This is a genomic window from Sphingomonas jatrophae (assembly GCF_900113315.1).
GTDB classification, from domain to species: Bacteria; Pseudomonadota; Alphaproteobacteria; order Sphingomonadales; family Sphingomonadaceae; genus Sphingomonas_P; species Sphingomonas_P jatrophae.
This window is the reverse complement of sequence record NZ_FOZG01000001.1, coordinates 671,433-690,055: the sequence shown is the minus strand read 5'-3', so window position 1 is coordinate 690,055 and position 18,623 is coordinate 671,433. Positions and strand designations below refer to the sequence as shown.

Annotated in this window: 14 protein-coding genes; 3 read left to right on the top strand and 11 right to left on the bottom strand. The window is 68.5% G+C overall.

Annotated elements, in window-relative coordinates; translation table 11 throughout:
- Positions 1-29: 29 nt before the first annotated feature.
- The 10 genes from BM360_RS03210 to BM360_RS03165 all read right to left on the bottom strand — a co-directional run bounded on the left by BM360_RS03210 (position 30) and on the right by BM360_RS03165 (position 11,932).
- Positions 30-449, bottom strand: coding sequence for a DUF3035 domain-containing protein (locus BM360_RS03210; RefSeq protein ID WP_093310649.1), 420 nt, complete (start codon positions 447-449; stop codon positions 30-32).
- Complete coding sequence (gene lspA, locus BM360_RS03205) at positions 442-954, bottom strand: signal peptidase II (protein ID WP_093313676.1); 513 nt, start codon at positions 952-954, stop codon at positions 442-444. Before lspA ends, BM360_RS03210 begins: the two co-directional genes overlap by 8 nt.
- Positions 947-3,868: an isoleucine--tRNA ligase gene (gene ileS, locus BM360_RS03200; RefSeq protein ID WP_093310646.1), complete on the bottom strand. Its 2,922-nt coding sequence runs from the start codon at positions 3,866-3,868 to the stop codon at positions 947-949. Before ileS ends, lspA begins: the two co-directional genes overlap by 8 nt.
- The gene (locus tag BM360_RS03195) at positions 3,868-4,800 is read right to left on the bottom strand and encodes a bifunctional riboflavin kinase/FAD synthetase (RefSeq protein ID WP_093310644.1); all 933 of its coding nucleotides are present in this window, start codon (positions 4,798-4,800) and stop codon (positions 3,868-3,870) included. Before BM360_RS03195 ends, ileS begins: the two co-directional genes overlap by 1 nt.
- A 66-nt stretch (positions 4,801-4,866) precedes the next feature.
- Positions 4,867-5,355 (bottom strand): dihydrofolate reductase, encoded by a 489-nt coding sequence (locus BM360_RS03190; protein ID WP_093310641.1) that lies wholly within the window; start codon positions 5,353-5,355, stop codon positions 4,867-4,869.
- Positions 5,352-6,146: a thymidylate synthase gene (locus BM360_RS03185; RefSeq protein ID WP_093310639.1), complete on the bottom strand. Its 795-nt coding sequence runs from the start codon at positions 6,144-6,146 to the stop codon at positions 5,352-5,354. The genes BM360_RS03190 and BM360_RS03185 overlap by 4 nt, the downstream gene beginning before the upstream one ends.
- A gap of 27 nt (positions 6,147-6,173) precedes the next feature.
- Positions 6,174-6,881: a class I SAM-dependent methyltransferase gene (locus tag BM360_RS03180; RefSeq protein WP_093310636.1), complete on the bottom strand. Its 708-nt coding sequence runs from the start codon at positions 6,879-6,881 to the stop codon at positions 6,174-6,176.
- Positions 6,878-8,005, bottom strand: coding sequence for a peptide chain release factor 2 (gene prfB / locus BM360_RS03175; protein ID WP_093310633.1), 1,128 nt, complete (start codon positions 8,003-8,005; stop codon positions 6,878-6,880). The genes BM360_RS03180 and prfB overlap by 4 nt, the downstream gene beginning before the upstream one ends.
- 102 nt (positions 8,006-8,107) lie before the next feature.
- A complete protein-coding gene (locus tag BM360_RS03170) occupies positions 8,108-10,597 on the bottom strand; it encodes a penicillin-binding protein 1A (RefSeq protein ID WP_093310631.1) in 2,490 nt (829 codons plus the stop codon).
- A gap of 66 nt (positions 10,598-10,663) precedes the next feature.
- Positions 10,664-11,932, bottom strand: a complete 1,269-nt coding sequence (locus tag BM360_RS03165; RefSeq protein ID WP_423228879.1) for an N-acetylmuramoyl-L-alanine amidase family protein — start codon at positions 11,930-11,932, stop codon at positions 10,664-10,666.
- Between the two features lie 469 nt (positions 11,933-12,401).
- Between BM360_RS03165 and BM360_RS03155 the strand changes: the two genes are divergently transcribed.
- From BM360_RS03155 to BM360_RS19840, 3 genes are all read left to right on the top strand, one after another.
- A complete protein-coding gene (locus tag BM360_RS03155) occupies positions 12,402-15,242 on the top strand; it encodes an Rne/Rng family ribonuclease (RefSeq protein ID WP_242653295.1) in 2,841 nt (946 codons plus the stop codon).
- A gap of 79 nt (positions 15,243-15,321) precedes the next feature.
- Complete coding sequence (locus BM360_RS03150; protein WP_093310625.1) at positions 15,322-16,701, top strand: M48 family metalloprotease; 1,380 nt, start codon at positions 15,322-15,324, stop codon at positions 16,699-16,701.
- A complete protein-coding gene (locus tag BM360_RS19840) occupies positions 16,698-17,885 on the top strand; it encodes a DsbA family protein (protein WP_242653294.1) in 1,188 nt (395 codons plus the stop codon). Before BM360_RS03150 ends, BM360_RS19840 begins: the two co-directional genes overlap by 4 nt.
- Positions 17,886-17,894: 9 nt before the next feature.
- Here the strand turns inward: BM360_RS19840 and BM360_RS03140 are convergent, their stop codons facing one another.
- Positions 17,895-18,596, bottom strand: coding sequence for a L,D-transpeptidase family protein (locus BM360_RS03140; protein WP_242653293.1), 702 nt, complete (start codon positions 18,594-18,596; stop codon positions 17,895-17,897).
- Positions 18,597-18,623 lie beyond the last annotated feature (27 nt).

The window sequence follows — 18,623 nt, the reverse complement described above, 5'->3', positions numbered from 1 at the left end:
CGCGTTGCGGTGCCGTTAACCGCAGGAATTTATTGCGGGGTAGAGGCGGACGCTTCCTGGCCGGCGCCGACGGGTGCGTTGAGGATGTCGCGCGTGGTGGCGCCCTTGTTGACGACCGTCGTGTCGGGGTCGCCTGCCTCGGAGCGCATGCCGGGCTCACCCGGGCGACCGGCCGAGTTGAGCAGCGCCGCCTCGCCCCCGCTGACCCGCTGCTGCCCGCCGAACAGGGCGTTCAGCGCCTGCGTGCTCGAATCGGCTTCCTGCGGACGCGGCGCGCCGGGACGCGGCGGGCGCATCGCGAAATCGGGCGGGATGACGAGCGGGGCGCGGCGCGCGACCTGGAACTCGTCCGGGCCCTTGTTGCCGAACACGCCGCCGCCGGCACGGCCGCAGCCGCCGAGCGAAAGCGCCGCCAGCGCGATGACGATGACGGGGCCGAGCTTACGCATTCACTTTCTCCGATTTGCCGGACTCGCGCGTCAGGAGCGCGCGGAGCACGAGCAGCAGGACGCCGATGCTAATCGCCGCATCGGCCACGTTGAAGACCAAAAAGGGTCGGAAGTTACCGAAGTGCAGATCGAGAAAGTCGGCCACATAGCCGAACCGCACCCGATCAAGGATGTTGCCGAGCGCGCCGCCGAGCACCAGCCCCAACGCGGTCGCGTCCGTCCGGTTGCGCTCACGATAGAGCCAGATTGTAACACCTGTCGCGATTAGCCCCGTCATGCCCACAAGCAGCCAGCGGGCGAGCGCGGTATCGGCCGTGAGAAAGCCCATCGATACGCCGCGATTCTCCACCCAGCGCAGATCGAAGATGGGCAGCATCTCGATCACCAATCGCTCGCGAAGCGCCAGCGGGCCGACGATCGCCCATTTGATCGCCTGATCGAGCAGGAAGACCAGGCCCGCGACGATCAGCCCCATGCGGAAGTGCCGGGCGTGCGCCTCAGCCATGCGCATGCGCTCCGACGACATCGCTGCACCGATCACACAGCGCACCTTCGACCTCGACCTCGGGCAGGTGACGCCAGCAGCGACCACACTTGTCCCACTCGGTCTTGGCGACCTCGGCGCAGATACCGGCCGCGTCCTCGACCGGATCGGCGGGCTGGACCTGCACCTTTGCCACAATACCGATCTCGGCCATGTTCGCGGCCTCAATCAGCGGCAGATCGGCCGGATCGTAAGCGAGCAGGGTAACGTCCGCCTCAAGGCTGGAGCCGACGAACTTCTCGCGACGAAGCGGCTCGATCGCGGCAGTCATCGCCCCCCGGATCTCGCGCAGACGCGCCCAGCGGACGAGCAGATCCTCGTTCGCCCAGGACGGGTCGACGGCGAGCCATTCGAGCAGATGGACGGAGCCAGCATCCGGGAAGCGGGCGCTCCAGGCTTCCTCGGCGGTAAAGCAGAGGATGGGTGCGGCATAGCGAACGAGCGCGTGGAACAGCGTGTCGAGCACGGTGCGATAGGCGCGCCGTTTCGGATCGGCAGACCCGTCGCAGTAGAGGCTGTCCTTGCGGATGTCGAAGAAGAAGGCGGACAGATCGCCGTTGACGAAATCCACCAGCGCCGACGAATAACGCGTGAACTCAAACCCTTCCACTGCTTCCTTGAGCGTCCGGTCCAGCTCCGCCAGGCGCGCCAGTATGTAGCGTTCGAGCTCGGGCATCTCCGCCGCAGGCATACGCTCGGCCTCGTCGAAGCCGGCCAGCGCGCCGAGCAGATAGCGAAAGCTGTTGCGCAGCTTGCGATAGGCGTCGCCAGTGGTGTTCAGCACCTCCTGGCCGATGCGCACGTCCTCGGCGTAGTCGGTTGAGGCGACCCACAGGCGGAGGATGTCCGCGCCGCTTGTCTCCATCACCTTAAGCGGATCGACGACGTTGCCGACAGACTTGGACATCTTGCGCCCCTGGCCGTCGAGCGCGAAGCCGTGCGTCAGCACCGCGTCATAGGGCGCGCGACCGCGCGTGCCGCAGCTCTCCAGCAGCGAGGACTGGAACCAGCCGCGATGTTGGTCGGAGCCCTCGACATAGAGGTTCGCGCGCGTGCCGGCGCCGTAGCGGCCCTCGATGACGAAGGCGTGGGTGGAGCCGCTGTCGAACCAGACGTCGAGAATGTCGCTGACCGGCTCGTAGGCTGCGGCATCATAGGCGTCCCCCAGCAGCGCCTGATGGTCTGCCGTGTACCAAGCGTCTGCGCCGCCTGCACGGAAGGCCTCGAGGATGCGCGCGTTGACGGCGGGATCGCGCAGATAGTCGCCCGTCTGCCGGTTCACGTAGAGGGCGATGGGCACGCCCCAGGCGCGCTGGCGCGAGATCACCCAATCGGGGCGGCCGGCGACCATCGCCTCGATGCGGTTGCGCGACTTGGCCGGCACCCAGCGCGTCCGCTCGATCGCGTCGAGCGCGAGGCCGCGAAGGGTGGGCGCGTTGCCCGAATCAGAGAGGGCCGACGGCTCGCCTTGCGAGCCGACCGCGGCTCCAGCACCTGCCCCCGGCAGGTGCTGTGAGATGCCGCGGTCCATGCCGATGAACCATTGCGGCGTGGCGCGGAAGATGACCTTGGCCTTGGAGCGCCACGAGTGCGGATAGCTGTGGCGATAGTCGGCCGAGGCGGCGAGCAGCGCGCCCGTCTCGCGCAATGCCGAGCAGATCGGGCCGTCCGGCGCATTGAACTTCGGGTTGATGACCGAGCCCTGACCACCGAGCCACGCCCAGTCTGCGCGATACTTGCCGTCGCCCTCGACCGCGAAGACGGGCTCGAGGCCGTTCGCCTTGCACAGCTCGAAATCGTCCTCGCCATGATCGGGCGCCATGTGGACGAGGCCCGTGCCGGCATCGGTGGTGACGAAGTCGCCGGGCAGGAACGGGCGCGGGCGGGCGAAGAAGCCGCCGAGTTCGTGCATCGGGTGACGGGCGACGGTGCCGGCGAGGTCGGCAGCGGTATAGAACCGCCCGCCAGCCGCGATCATGTCATCCAAGTAGCTCGTAACATCATCGAAACCGAGGCCAGCACGACGGGCAAACTCTTGAGCGAGCCGCTGCGCGACGAGATAGCGCCGGCTACCATCGGCGAGGAGCACGTACTCCACGTCCGGCCCATAGGCGATCGCCTGGTTGACCGGGATCGTCCACGGCGTCGTCGTCCAGATCACCGCATGCGCGCCGACCAGCTCGGGGATGGGGCTCTCGACGATCTCGAACGCCACGTCGATCTGGGTCGAGGTGATGTCCTCATATTCGACCTCGGCCTCGGCCAGCGCGGTCTTCTCCACGGGGGACCACATGACGGGCTTCGCGCCGCGATAAAGCTGGCCGCTCTCGGCGAACTTCAGCAGCTCGCCCGCGATCGTCGCCTCGGCCTCGAACGTCATGGTGAGGTAGGGGTCGTCCCAGTCGCCCATCGCGCCCAGGCGCTTGAACTGCTCGCGCTGAATGCCGACCCACTTCTCGGCATAGGCGCGGCATTCGGCGCGGAACTGGACGGGATCGACCTCGTCCTTGTTCAGCTTCTTGGCGCGGTAAGCCTCCTCGACCTTCCACTCGATCGGCAGGCCGTGGCAGTCCCAGCCGGGGACGTAGGGCGCATCCTTGCCGAGCAGGGTCTGGCTGCGGACGATGATGTCCTTCAGCACCTTGTTCATGGCGTGGCCCATGTGGATATCGCCATTGGCATAGGGCGGGCCATCGTGGAGGATGAACCGCTCGCGCCCGGCGCGCTCGCGGCGGAGGCGGCCGTAGAGATCGTCCGCCGCCCAGCGGGCGAGGATGGCGGGCTCCTTCTGCGCAAGGCCCGCTTTCATGGGAAAATCGGTCTTCGGCAGGAAGACGGTCGAGCGCCAGTCGTCGGCTTGCTTGCTGTCGGTCATCAGGCGGAGGCGGCTAGACGACGGCGCGCCTCGGCGCAATCGGCGTCCATCTGCGCGACCAGGGCGTCGAGCCCGTCGAACTTGGCTTCGGGGCGGATGAAGGAGACGAGCTGCACCTCGATCCGGTGCCCATAGAGATCGCCGGAGTAATCGAAGAAATAGGGCTCCAGCAATTCTTTCGGTGGATCGAAGCTCGGGCGGATGCCGAGGTTCGCCGCTCCATCCACAATGCGTCCGTCGGGCAGCAGCCCTTGCACCGCATAGATGCCGTAAGCGGGGCGGAGATAATCACCCAGCACGATGTTGGCGGTGGGATAGCCGATTGTGCGGCCGAGCTTGTCGCCATGCTGGACGATGCCCTCGATCGCGAAGGGGCGGGTGAGCAGCGCCGTCGCGGTCTCGCAGTCGCCGTCGCGCAGCGCCGCACGGATGCGGCTGGACGAGATGGCGGCGGTGCCGTCCGCCACCGGATCGACGACGTGAGTGGCAAGGCCGTGCCGCGCGCCAAAGGTGGCAAGCGCCGCGACATCGCCCGCCCGATCCTTGCCGAAGGTGAAGTCGCGGCCCGTCACCACCACTGCGGCGCCTGCCTCCGCGACCAGCCGCCCGGCGACGAACGTCTCGGGCGAGATGGCGGCGAGCGCGGCGTCGAAGCGGAATACCAGCATTGCGTCCGCCCCCGCCGCCGCGAACAGCTGCGCTCGCTGCTCAAGCGTAGTGATGGCGAAGGGTGGCACATCCGGCCGGAAGTAGCGGACGGGGTGCGGATCAAAGGTGGCGATCAGCAGCGGGCGGCCCTGTTCGCGCGCAAGCGCACGGGCGCGCGCCGCCACCGCCTGGTGACCACGATGAAAGCCGTCGAAATTGCCAAGCGCGACCACGCCGCCGCGCAGATGCTCCGGCACCGGGCGGTCGCTTGTCAGCCGCTCCATGATCGCGGGCCTATAAGGGGGCGTGAGGAGGGGGGCAATGGCGGCGCGGTGCGGCGGCGGCGGGGCTCAGTCGCGCACCAAAGTGACGAAATCGATGTCGGGCCCGCCCATCTCGCGATCCGCCACGCGCCAGCCGGGCCCGAGCGGCGGCATCTTCACGTCGCCGGTCGGCGAGCGGTGGACCTCGGTCAGCTCAATGCGCCGGGCACGGTCCATCAGCAGCGCGAAGATTTCCGCACCGCCGATCACCATCAGTTCGGGGGCATCAGCGCACAGGGCGAGCGCGGCGTCCACGTCATGGACCGGCTCCGCGCCCTCTGCGTGCCACGTATTGTCGCGCGTCAGGACGAGATGGCGCCGACCGGGGAGCACGCCGGGCAGGCTGTCGAACGTGCGACGGCCCATCAGCATCGGCTTGCCCATGGTCAGCTGCTTGAAGTGCTTGAGGTCCTCGGGGATGTGCCACGGCAGGGCGCCATCCTGGCCGATCACCCCATTATCGCCGCGTGCGACGACAAAGACAATCTCGGGTGTCGCGCCCGCACCTTCGTTCATACGGCCACCGGCGCCTTGATGTGCGGCTGGGCGACATAATCTTCGGTCACGAAATCCTCGGGCTCATAGTCGAAGATCGTCGCCGGGCGGCGGCGCAGCACCAAGCGGGGCAGGGGGCCGGGCGTGCGGTTCAGCTGGAGCGAAGCCTGCTCGAGATGGTTGGCGTAGAGGTGGCAATCGCCGCCCGTCCAGATGAAGTCGCCGGGCTCCAGATCGCATTGCTGGGCGAGCATGTGCGTCAGCAGCGCGTAGCTCGCGATGTTGAACGGCACGCCGAGGAACACGTCGGCCGAGCGCTGATAGAGCTGGAGCGACAGGCGGCCGTTCGCCACGTAGGTCTGGAACAGGCAATGACAGGGGCTGAGCGCCATGGCGTGCAGCTCGCCCGGGTTCCAGGCGGTGACGATCTGGCGGCGCGAGCCGGGGTCGCGGCGGATCAGCGCCACCAGCTCGGCGATCTGGTCGACATGGCGGTCGTCGGCTGTCGCCCAAGCGCGCCACTGCTTGCCGTAGACGGGGCCGAGATCGCCATTCTCGTCGGCCCACTCGTCCCAGATCGAGACCTTGCGTTCGTGCAGCCACCGGACGTTGGTATCGCCGCGCAGGAACCACAGCAGCTCGACGATGATCGAGCGCAGGTGCAGCTTCTTGGTGGTCAGCAGCGGGAAGCCCGCGGACAGATCGAAGCGCATCTGGTGGCCGAAGATCGAGCGCGTGCCGACGCCGGTGCGATCCTGCTGCGCAGCACCCCGATCGAGGATCAGCGCCATGAGGTCGAGATATTGGCGCAAGAGGCCCTCCGTCGAGTCGAGCGCAGCTTATAGCCCGGTGCAGGGACGGATCGCATCCGGCTCGGGCCGCGGTCCGCGCGCCTCGTAAGCAGCCAGGTAGCCGCCGGCGGACGGCATCTTCATGCGATCGACCCGGACGTAACCGACCGCCGCCAGCTCGCAGTCGAGCAGCCGCGGTGGGGTGCCGTGGTGCACGGTGTCGCGATCCTGATCGACGATGATCAGGCGGCCGCCCTTCCGGAGCGACGGGCGCACGTTCCAGAGGAATTCGTAGGGCGCGGCGATCTCGTGATACATGTGCACCATCAGCACGCGATCGAAGCTGTCAGGCGGCAGCTTCGGATCCTCGGGCGTGCCGAGGCGGACGCTGACATTGTCCAGCCGCTCGCGATCCACGCGGGCGGCCAGCCGGTCGCGCACCGCGGGCACAATGTCCTCGGCTAGTACCCGGCCGTCCGGGCCGACGCGCGCGGCGAGGCGGACGGTGTAATAACCTTCGCCCGCACCGATATCCGCGACCGTCATTCCGGGCAGGATACCGGCGCGATCCATTACCGCGCCCGCCTCGCTCAGCCGATCGCGCGCCTCCTCGCTGGACCAGCGATCGGAGACGATCGGTGCGACGGCGCGTGCAGGCACCGGAAAGTCGGTGTCCCGCGGCCTCGCTGCCTTGTCGGGCGAGGCCCCGCACGCCGCGAGCAGCAGCAGCGCCGGCAGGCCGAGCCTGCGTGTCACTCGACGTCCTCGACGTCCACCTTTTCGCCGGTCACGCGCTGCGACAGGGCCGCCGCCATGAAGGGATCGAGCGCGCCGTCGAGCACCTCGGCAGGGGCCGTGGAGGTGACGCCGGTGCGCAGATCCTTCACCAGCTGATAGGGCTGGAGCACGTAGCTGCGGATCTGGTGGCCCCAGCCGATGTCCGTCTTGTTCGCGGCGGTGGCGTTGGCCTCAGCCTCGCGCTTCTGGAGCTCGGCCTCGTACAGCCGGGCTTTCAGCTGCTTCATCGCTTCGGCGCGGTTCTTGTGCTGCGAGCGCTGATTCTGACACTGGACGACGATGTTCGTCGGGATGTGCGTGATGCGCACCGCCGAATCGGTCGTGTTGATGTGCTGACCGCCCGCGCCCGACGCCCGATAGGTGTCGATGCGCAGCTCGCTCTCGTTCACCTCGATATCGATGTCATCATCCACCTCGGGATAGACCCAGACGGACGAGAAGCTGGTGTGGCGCCGTGCCGCGCTGTCATAGGGCGAGATGCGGACGAGGCGGTGAACGCCGCTCTCCGTCTTGGCATAGCCGTAGGCGTTCTCGCCCTTGAGCAGCAGGGTGGCGGACTTGATACCCGCCTGCTCGCCGGCATGCTGATCGATCAGCTCCACCTTCAGGCCGCGCCGCTCGGCCCAGCGCGTATACATGCGCTGGAGCATCTCGGCCCAGTCCTGGCTTTCGGTGCCGCCAGCGCCGGCATTCACCTCGATATAGGCGTTGTTCGCGTCCGCCTCGCCGGCCAGCAACGCGGCGACCTTGTCGCGCTCCGCGCGCTCGGCCAATGCGGCGAGGCTGGCGACCGCTTCGTCGACCAGGGCGGCATCGCCTTCCGCCTCGGCCATTTCCATCAGCTCGGTCGTATCATCAAGCTCACGCTGGATGGCGTTCGCGGCACCGATCGACTCGTCGAGCCGGCGACGCTCGCGCATCACCTCCTGCGCGGCCTTGGGGTCGTTCCAGAGCGTCGGATCCTCGACGCGGTTATTCAGCTGATCAAGGCGGCGGAGGGCGCGATCCCAATCGAGGAACCGGCGGACCAGCGCGAGCGCCTGGTTGATCTTGTCGACATGGGCCTGCGCTTCGGCGCGCATTCTGCTTCTCCTGCGGAAGCGGGCAATTAGGCGCTGGCGTCACAAGGGGCAAGCGGCGCGGGCGATCGCCCGCACCGCTTGCCCGCAACACGGCTCAGGCGATCAGTAGATCCCGCCTTCGCGTTGCAGGAAATCGGCGTCACGCGGCCGCTCCGCGGCCTTGCGGGGGGCGGCACGGCGAACAATTTCCTCACGCCGGACGGCACGGCGCGGCTCGCTCTCCGGCTTGAACGCTTCCCAGATGATCGCGGATTTCGGGTCCGAGGTCGGCCAGCCACCATAGACCCGCCGGCCGGAACGACGGTCGATCCGCACCATGCGGACGCCCGGGGGGGCGGCGAAGGGAACGACCGGCATGTCCTTCATCGCCTCCTGCGCGAACTGACGGAAGATCGGGGCCGCGACGGTGCCCCCCTGCGCATAGCCGCCGAGCGGACGGGGTTGATCATAGCCGAGATAGACGCCCGCGATCAGATCGGCCGAGCCACCGACAAACCACACGTTGGTGGGGCCGGTCGACGTGCCCGTCTTGCCGAAGAGCGGCCGGCCGAGATCGCGCAGCACCGTGGCGGTGCCGCGCTGGACGACACCTTCGAGGATGTGGACCATCTGATAGGCGGAGATGGCGTCGATCGCCTGCTTCGTTCGATGCGGCGGACGCGGCATCGGCTTGCCGTCCCAATCCTTCGCACGGCAGCCGTCGCAGGGGCGCGTATCGGCGCGGAAGATCACCTTGCCGGCGCGGTTCTGGACATAGTCGATCAGCGTAGGCTTCAGCTCACGCCCCTGGTTGGCCAGCATGGCATAGCCGTTGACCATGCGCAGCACCGTCGTCTCGCCAGCGCCCAGCGCGACGCCGAGATAGGCGGGATAATCACCGATCCCCATCGCCTTGGCAACCTTGACCACCTTGTCCATGCCCGTCTGACTGGCGGCGCGCACCGTCATCAGGTTTCGGGACTGCTCGACGCCCCAGCGCATCGTCTGCGGCCCGGCATTGGCGCCTGAGAAGTTGCGGAAGCATTTGTTGCCGAGCCGCGCGGACTGATAGACGCAGAACGGGCCGTCGACGATGATCGATGCGGGCGTCAGGCCGTTTTCCAGCGCGGCGGCATAGACGAACGGCTTGAAGCTGGACCCCGGCTGGCGGAGCGCCTGCGTCGCCCGGTTGAACGCACCGCCGCGTTCGTCCCAGCCGCCCTGCATCGCCAGCACCCGACCGTTGTGCGGATCCTCCGCCACAAACGCACCCGAGACGAGCGGGACCGAGCGGAGGAGGTAATCGCTTCCTTCGCGCTTCACGACGATGACGTCGCCGGGATTGAGGAAGCGGAAGGCCGCGGTGGCGGTGCCGCGCTTCGGCATGGCGGCGCCCCAGGCGGGCAGGCGGCCGGTGGTGCCGTCGGTCAGCCCGATCTCCGCGACGTTGCCCTCGCGCGAGAGGACGACGGCGGCCCGCCAGTCGCCATAGCCAGTGCCGACATTCGCCGCGACGAGGCGGCCGCGCCAGCCGTCGCCCGGATCGATCTTGGTGATCCGCCCGCGCCAGCCGCGCCCGCTTTCATAGCGCATCAGACCGGCCCTCAGCGCCGTCTCCGCTGCGCGCTGCGCCGAGGGGGACAGCGAAGTGCGCACCCACAACCCGCCGGAATAGACGGAATAGGGGCCGTCCTCAGCCGTCTCGCCGAACTGGTCGATCAGCTGTCGGCGAACCTCCTCGAGGAAATAGCCGCCGATCGGGCGCGCCGCAGGTCGCGCGCGCGGTACGGTGCCGAGCGGGGCGGCGGAGGCGGCGTCGCGCTGCGCCGGGGTAATGTAGCCATTGGCCAGCATCTCGCGAAGCACGTAGTTGCGCCGCTCCAGAGCGCGGTTCTCATGCCGGTCGGGTGTGTAGTTGGACGGCGCCTTGGGCAGAATGGCGAGGTAGGCGGCCTCGGGCAGCGTCAGATCGCCGACGTCCTTGTCGAAATAAGCGCGCGCGGCGGACTGTACCCCATAGGCGTTCCGGCCGAGAAAGATCTGGTTGAGATAGAGTTCGAGGATCTGCTGCTTGGTCAGCGTCCGCTCGATCTTGTAGGCGAGGATCGCCTCACGCACCTTGCGGCTGACCGAATATTCATCGCCCACCAGCAGGTTCTTGGCCACCTGCTGGGTGATGGTGGAGCCGCCCTTGGCGCGCTGGCCGCTGCCCAGCTTGCTGACATAATCGATGACCGCGCCGGCAAGGCCGGGAAAGTCGATGCCGCTGTGCGTGAAGAAGGTCTTGTCCTCGGCCGAGAGGAATGCCTGGATCAGGATGGGCGGGAATTCATCGAACGCCAGCTCCACCCGCCGCTCACGCGCATAGGAGTGGAAAGGCGCGCCATCGATGTCGCGCACATTCGTCGGCAGCGGCGGCTCATAGGCGAGAAGGCTCTCGGCAGAGGGCAGGTTGCGCGCGAACAGCAGCCACACGACCAGCCAACCGAGCATGACGAAGCCCAGCAGGATCGCAATCCAGCGCACCCAGCGGCGGCTGAAGGCGGCGCGAAGCGGGGCGAGAGGGTTGCCGCGCAGCAGGGACGTGCGGGGTGTGCGGGCCTGATCCACCATAATCGCGCGCGGCTCTAGCAGGTTGCCGCGGTTATGCCAGCCGCCGGCGCGGTCGCTTGCGCAGGATCAGCGCGACGCCATTCGCCGGGCAAAGTGCGCGATCACGGCACGGCGCACGCCCACCGCGATGTCTTTCTGCCCCTCGCGCGAGAACAGCTTCTTCGAGTCGTCGATGTTGGACATGTAGCCCGTCTCGAGCAGCACGGAGGGCACGTCCGGCGCCTTCAGCACGATCAGGCCCGCAAACCGGTGATAGCCCGACTTGAACTGCACCAGCGGCGACATCTCGCGCTGGAGCAGATCGGCAAAGGCGGAGGAGACGTTCATCGTCTCGCGCTGCGTCAAGTCGACGAGGATCGAGGACACGTCGCTCGTCTCGGCGCCCAGATTGACGCCGTTCAGCACGTCCGCCCGGTTCTCGCGCGCCGCCAGCCGGGCAGCGACGCGGTCGGACGCGACTTCTGACAATGTGTAGATGGTGGCACCCCGCGCCTCGGCGGAATTGGGTGCGCTATCCGCGTGGATCGAGATGAACAGGTCCGCCTTCAGCCGGCGGGCGATCTCGCGCCGCTCGCCCAGCACGATGAAGCGGTCATCCTCCCGCGTCATCGCAACGCGGACGCGGCCCGAGGCGACCAGCTCGTCCCGCACGGCCTTGGCAATGGCGAGCGCGGCGTCCTTTTCCTTGCGGCCGCCGAGCACCGAGGTGGAACCCGGATCGTGGCCGCCATGGCCGGCATCGATCACGACGAGCGGCCGATCCGCGCGCGCACCGACGATGCGGGGCGTCGGCGGGGCGACAAAGGGCTGCGGCGGATCGAGCGGCACGGTGACGCTCGCCCGGTCACCGCCCGCGGGCGGACGGGTGCGGAAGCCTGCGGGCACGACATAGGATTGCGGCCGTCCATTGGCCGCGCGGGCAAAGGCGCGCGCGTCCGTCGGCGAAAGAAGCAGGGTGAGCGAGCGGCCGTCCGCTGCGAAGGCGCCACCGGTGACAAGCGCGGGCGTGGCCAGATCGAACACCACGCGCGCCGCCCCGTTGCGCGACGCCATGCGGGTCTGTGCCACCATGCCCCCGGAGGCCGCGCCCGCCATCGGCGTCGCGCCGCGCACGTCCACTGCCAGCCGCTGCGGCCCATCGAGCAGGAAGGCGGAGGCACCCTCGACCGCGTCGTCGAAGCGGAGCGTTATGGCATTGTCGCCCAGATCGACGCTGCGGATCGTGGCCGCATCGAGCGGTGACAAACCCAGCATCGCAGTGAGGCATGCAAGCGCGCAACCCATCGTGCGTTCCTGCCGCCGGGTGTGCCGGCCGGTCCAGCGGAAAATTGTCATTCACCCACCGCTCTGGAAATCAAACCCCATGGACAGCCGTGTGGATCAGCGGCTGCCAAGTTGCGGTAAAGCCGCACGGTAAATGCGCGGTTAGCTTTGTTACGGAGGCGGGGCCGCCGCTTGCGGGGGGAGACGGGCGATGCTACCTGCATCAAGTCCGGCAAGCGGCGCATCTCTTGATCCTCAGCGATCATCGGCAGCGCAAGCGCCGAACGGCCGACCGATCCCGGATCCGGCCTCGCTCAGGTTGACGCTCGCATGGCCCTAGTTTCCTTCCGTTCGACAAGCCGCGATTTGGTTCGCGCGCTGTCGTGCGGGAGCTTCCCCGCGGCGCACGGCGCCGCGCATGGGGCCCGGGCGGACGCACTTAACATCACCCACGGGACGACGCCGGCGATCGCCGCGCCGGGCCCGATCACTCGCGCCAGGCCGCCGATGATGCGCGCGGCCCGCGCCCGGAGACACATAAATGACCATGCGCATGCTGATCGACGCGCGCCACCGGGAGGAAACCCGCGTGGCCGTCGTCAAGGGGAGCCGGATCGAGGAGTTTGATTTCGAATCCGCCGAGCGCAAGCAGCTCAAGGGGAACATCTATCTCGCCAAGGTGACGCGGGTCGAGCCGTCGCTGCAGGCGGCGTTCGTCGACTATGGCGGCAATCGCCACGGCTTCCTGGCGTTCTCCGAAATCCACCCCGATTACTATCAGATCCCGAAGGAAGACCGCGAAGCCCTGCTGCGCGAGGAAGCGGAGCATGCCGCCGAGGAGGAGCGGCTGCGCGCTTCCGAGCATGACGACGAGGACGACGCCGAGGGTGATGCCGACGGCTTCCACGCCGATGATGCCGGCGACGACAGTGACTTCAACGACGAAGACGAGGGCGTCGCGCCGCGTCCGGTTGATGTCCATGCCGATGAGGGCGACGAGGACGAAGTCGACGAAGGCGAGGAAGAGGCGCCTCGCCCCCGCAAGAAGCAGTCGGTCGGCGGTGACGACCATGCCGTCGAGAATCTCCGCCAGAAGCGGATGAACCTGCGCCGCCGCTACAAGATCCAGGACGTGATCCGCCGACGGCAGGTGCTGCTGGTGCAGGTTGTCAAGGAAGAGCGCGGCAACAAGGGCGCGGCGCTGACCACCTATCTCAGCCTCGCCGGCCGTTACTGCGTGCTGATGCCGAACACGTCGCATGGTGGCGGCATCAGCCGGAAGATCTCGAACGGCGCGGATCGCAAGCGGCTGAAGTCGATCATGGCGGAGCTGGCGCTGCCCTCCACCATGGGCTGCATTGTCCGCACCGCAGGCCTTCAGCGCACCAAGAACGAGATCAAGCGCGACTTCGATTATCTCGCCCGCCTGTGGGACGAGATCCGCGAGACGACGATGGGCTCGGCCGCGCCGGCGCTGATCTATGGCGATAGCGACCTGATCAAGCGTGCCATCCGCGACATCTACAACAAGGATATCGACGAGGTGATCGTCGAGGGCGAGGAAGGCTATCGCCAGGCCCGCCAGTATATGAAGCTGCTGATGCCGGCGGCGGTGAAGAAGGTGAAGTGCTACATCGACACCGTGCCGCTGTTCCAGCGGGGCGGGGTCGAGGATCAGCTGGCGGCGATGTATCAGCCCGTCGTGCAGCTGAAATCGGGTGGCTATATCGTCATCAACCCGACCGAGGCGCTCGTCTCCATCGACATCAACTCGGGCCGGTCCACGCGCGAGCATAATATCGAGCAGACCGCGCTTTCGACGAACCTCGAGGCCGCGCACGAAATCGCGCGCCAGCTGCGGCTGCGCGACATGGCCGGGCTGGTCGTGATCGACTTCATCGACATGGAGTCGAACTCGAACAACCGGAAGGTCGAGCGCGCGATGAAGGAGGCGCTGAAGAACGATCGCGCCCGCATCCAGGTCGGCCGCATCTCGTCCTTCGGTCTGTTCGAGATGAGCCGCCAGCGGCTGCGCACCGGCGTGCTCGAAGCATCCACGCGCACCTGTCCGCACTGCGAGGGCACCGGCCTGGTCCGCACCGCATCGTCGGCGGGCCTGTCGGCGCTGCGTATGCTGGAGGAGGAGGCCGCACGCGGCCGCGGCAGCCAGCTGCGCCTGCGCGCCAGCCAGGAAGCGGCCTTCTATGTGCTCAACCGCAAGCGCGGCGAGCTGGCGGAGATCGAGGAGCGCTATGGCGTCTCCATCGAGATCCTGCCCGACGGCTCGATGGAAGGTGCGCGCATGACGGTTGAGGCCGGCGGTCCGCCGCCGATCGCCGCACCGCGCCTGCCGGTCGCACCGCCGGTCGACGACTTCGAGGACGATTACGTCGAAGAGGTCGAGGACGAGGTCGAGGAGGACGAGGAAGAGCTCGTCGCCGAGGACGAAGCGCCGCGCGAACGCTCCGACCGTCGCGATGAGGGCGAGGATAGGGGTGGCCGTCGCCGCCGTCGTCGTCGTCGCCGTGGCGGGCGCCGCGAGGAAGGCGAACTGGGCGCCGACATCGCCGAGAGCGAGCAGGCGGGCGAGGCCGAGGTGGATGCCGAGGCGGCCGACGAGGCAGGTGAAGCCGAGGTCCAGCCGGAGACGGCAGCGGGCGATGAGCCGGGCACCGATGAAGGCGAGGGCCGTCGCCGGCGCGGTCGCCGCGGCCGTCGCGGTCGTCGGCGTGACGGCGGGGCGGTTGCCGCGGGTGACTCCGAACCGGCAGCCGAGGCCGACGCGCAGGCGCTGAACGAGGAAGCGGCCCCGCCGGCCGTTGAGCCGGAGCCAGTCGTCGCAGCCGAGCCTGCGCCCGAGGCCGAGCCGGTCGCGGCCGCGCCGGAGGCCGTCGAGGTCGCTGCAGAGGCTCCCCCGGCTGAACCGGCGCCGCGTGCTCGTCGTCGTCCGCGCGCGCGTGCAGCGGAGCCGGTTGCCGAGGTAGCGGCGCTGCCGGCGGATGAGCCGTTGGCGGCGGATGCGGCTCTCGCCGCGGCTCCGGTCGAGCAGCCGGCGGAAGCGGCAGCACCGGAGAAGCCGAAGCGGACGCGCAAGCGCAAGGCTGACGCCGAAGCGCCCGCGGCAGCGACGCCGGAGCCCGCTGCCGCAGAGGCAGAGCCCGCCGCGACGCCGGCCAAGCGCACGCGTCGTCGCAAGGCGGATACTGCGCCGGCAGAAGCTGCTGTGGAGGCGCCCGCACCCGAGCCCGTCGCGGTTGCGCCGGCTGAGGAGGTGGCGACGCCTGATGCGCAGCCTGCCGCCGACGCGCAGGCCAGCGGCGATGCGGAGGAGGCGGGTGCACCGCCCCGCCGCGGCTGGTGGCAGCGGACGTTCGGCGCCTGAGCGCCGCCATGTCGGCGCGCGGGCTTCACCGCGGGTTCAGCCGTACAGCGCGACCTGACGGGTCGTGGATGTTGAACGGATGACTCCGCCGGGCCTGCGCGCCGGCTGGCGCAAAGTGGTGATGGCGGTGGCGGCGACGGCGATGCTGTTCGCCGCCACCGCCCCGGCCGCTGCGCAATCGATGCTGCGCGACGCGGAAACCGAAGCGCTGCTCGACGACATGGCGCGCCCGCTGGTTGCCGCGGCGGGGCTTCAGCCGGGCAATGTCCGCGTCGTCCTGATCGGCGATCGGCAGATCAACGCCTTCGTGGCCGGCGGGCAGGTCGTCTACATCAATGCCGGCCTGCTGCTGGCGGCTGATACGCCGGGCGAGGTGCAGGGCGTCATCGCGCACGAGCTGGGCCACGTCGTCGGCGGCCATGCGGTGCTGTCGCAGGGCACGGCCGGTCCCTCCAAGATCTCGGTTCTGTCGCTGCTCGTCGGCCTGGCCGCGCTGGCGGCGGGTGCAGGCAGCGCCGGCATGGCGGCGATGATGGCCGGGCAGCAGGCCGCGCTCGGCAAATATCTCGCCTTCAGCCGGACGCAGGAGGCGAGCGCGGATGCGTTTGCCGTCACCACGCTCAACAAGGCGCAGCTGAGCGGCAAGGGCATGATTTCCTTTTTCGGCAAGCTGAAGAAGGAGGAGTTCCGCATGGCACCGACCTATGCGGACATCGATCCTTTCGCGCAGACTCACCCTCTCTCTGCCGACCGGCAGACGACGCTGGAAGGCGACCTTTCGCGCTCCCCTTACTGGAGCAAGCCGCAGGATCCGGTGCTTCAGGCGCGGCTGGATCGGGTGAAGGCCAAGCTCTACGGCTATATGGAAGAGCCGAAGATCGTGCTGAACCGCTATCCGGAGAGCGATCAGTCGGTCGAGGCGCATTATGCCCGTGCTTATGCATGGCATCGTGCGGCTTATCCGGACAAGGCGGTCGCAGAAGTCGCGGCGCTGACCAAGCTGGCGCCGCACGACGCTTACTACCGGGAGCTGCAGGGGCAGATCCTGCTGGAGTCAGGCAAACCGCGCGAGGCCATCCCGCCGCTGCGCGAAGCGGTAACGCAATCGCGCAACAACCCGATGATCGGCGCGCTGCTCGGCCACGCGCTGATCGCGACGGAGGATCAGGCCAACTTTGCCGAGGCCAAGCAGGTGCTGAAGGTTTCCGTCGCGCGCGATGTGCAGAACCCGTTCGCCTGGTATCAGCTGGGCATCGTCTATGATCGGGAGGGCGATCAGCCGCGGGCGGCGCTCGCCACGGCCGAACGCTACAGCCTTGAGGGGCAGGCGCCACTCGCGCTCAGCAGTGCCGAGGCCGCGCTGCGCGGCATCCCCGAGGGCACGCCGGACTGGATTCGCGCGCAGGATATCGCGATGACGGCCCGCACCGCGGTGGAGCAGGAGCGTAAGAGGAAGTGAACGGGCCGGCGGTGGAGGAGCGCCTCGGAGCTGCGCGCGCGCGTGCTGCCGCAGCGTGGCAGCGCACGCGTGCATGGATCGAGCGACTGGAGCTCGACCGCCGCGTCGGGAGCGCGGCGACGATCGCCCGGCGGGATGGCGCAGCGCTGGCGCGCGGTGCTGCGGAGCGGGTCGCTCCGTTGATCGAGCGCGCGCGGGATCGCCTGACACCGCCGCCCACGCCCGCGCCGCCGAAGCCTGATCCGGTCATGGCGGCGATGCTGGCGCGCGACGGCCTGCCCGAAGGCGAGCTGAGCCAGACCGAGCCGCCGCGCCCACGCCGACCGGCTGCGCCTGCACCCTTGTTCGGCGACTTGCCCGAGCAGCCCGCGCCGATGCGCCTGCCACCCGCCGAGGTGGCGCAGGCCGGTGGCGCACGTCCGCCGGCCGAAAAGGTGCCGGTCGGCATATGGTGGCGGGCGCTGCCCGAAAGGGAGAGGATGACGATGGCTGGGCTTGGCGGGCTGTTCGCGGGGGCGTTGCTGATTGCGGGGCTGGGCCAGGCGGCTGATCCGGAGCGTGCCCGAATCGAGGGCATCGTCCACGATTACCTGCTGGAACATCCGGAGATCATCCCGCAGGCAATCGCCAAGCTGCGTGCACGCGAGGAAGCGGGTGCGATCGTCAGCCAGCGCAGGGCAATCGAGACACCGTTTGAAGGTGCGTGGGCCGGTAACCCGAACGGGGATGTCACGCTGGTCGAGTTCTTCGACTATGCTTGCGGCTTCTGCCGGCAGAGCGTGAAGGATATCGACCGGCTGCTCGCCGAGGATCGTGGACTCAAGGTGGTGTTCCGTGAGCTGCCGGTGCTCGGCGAGGCGAGCGACGAGGCAGCGCGGGTGAGCCTGTCTGCCGCCAAGCAGGGCAAGTTCCTCGCCTTCCACCGTGCGCTTTATTCGGGGCCGCGCCTGTCTGCCGGTGCCTTGGGTGAGGCGCGGGCGAAGGCCGGGCTGGATGCCGCGCAGGTGAATGCCGACGTGCAGGGGCCGGATACGCGGGCAGAGGTGGAGACCAACCTCGCACTCGGGCAGACGCTCGGCATTACGGGCACGCCGACCTTCATCGTCGGAAACCAGCTGCTCGGCGGCGCCGTCGGCTATGACGCGTTGAAGGCCGCCATCGCCAAGGCACGCGCTGGCCGCTGAGCCTGCGCGTCAGGCAGACGGTGCCGCCTCGATGCGGCGGCCCCGGGTCACGATCACGGGATCGCCGAGCTTCACGGCAGCGAACAGCTTGCGCGCAAACGGCGTCGGCACGCCGATACAGCCATGCGTCGCCGCGCCCAGCGCCACGTCGCTGCCGTGGATCGAGATGCCGTCATTGGTCAGGCGCAGCATGAAGGGCATGGGCGCGCCGCCGTAGAGATTGGAGCGGTGGTCCGCATCCTTTTGCGTGATCGGATAGGTGCCGAGGGGTGTCGGCTTGTAGTCGGCACCGTAGAGGATCACGGCCGTGCCGATCTCATACCCGTCCCGAAAGATCGAGAGCGTCTCCGCCTCGAGATCGACGGTGATGACGATCGGTCCGGCCGGCACCCCCTTGTCGTCCCACAGCCAGTCGCCGTGGCGGAACGGTCCGGCAACCGGCAGCACGCGGCGGAGCACGAAGGTGGTCGGGTCGGCGGGAGCACCGACAGATGCGGCAGCGGCCGGCTTGGCGGCGGGTACGGTTGCTGCGGGCGGCGGCGGCGGCGCGGGAAGCGCGGACTTGACCACGGGCGGCGCCGGTTTGGGCGCTGGCGCACTTGTCGCGGGCACCATGCCGCGCATGGCAAGCGCGACGATCGTCAGCATCGCCGTGCCGGCGAGCGCCGCGCCCGCCATCAGCCACTTCCTGTCGATCGGGGTATCGGCCATGATGAGCGCCTTATCGCCGAAGCGTTG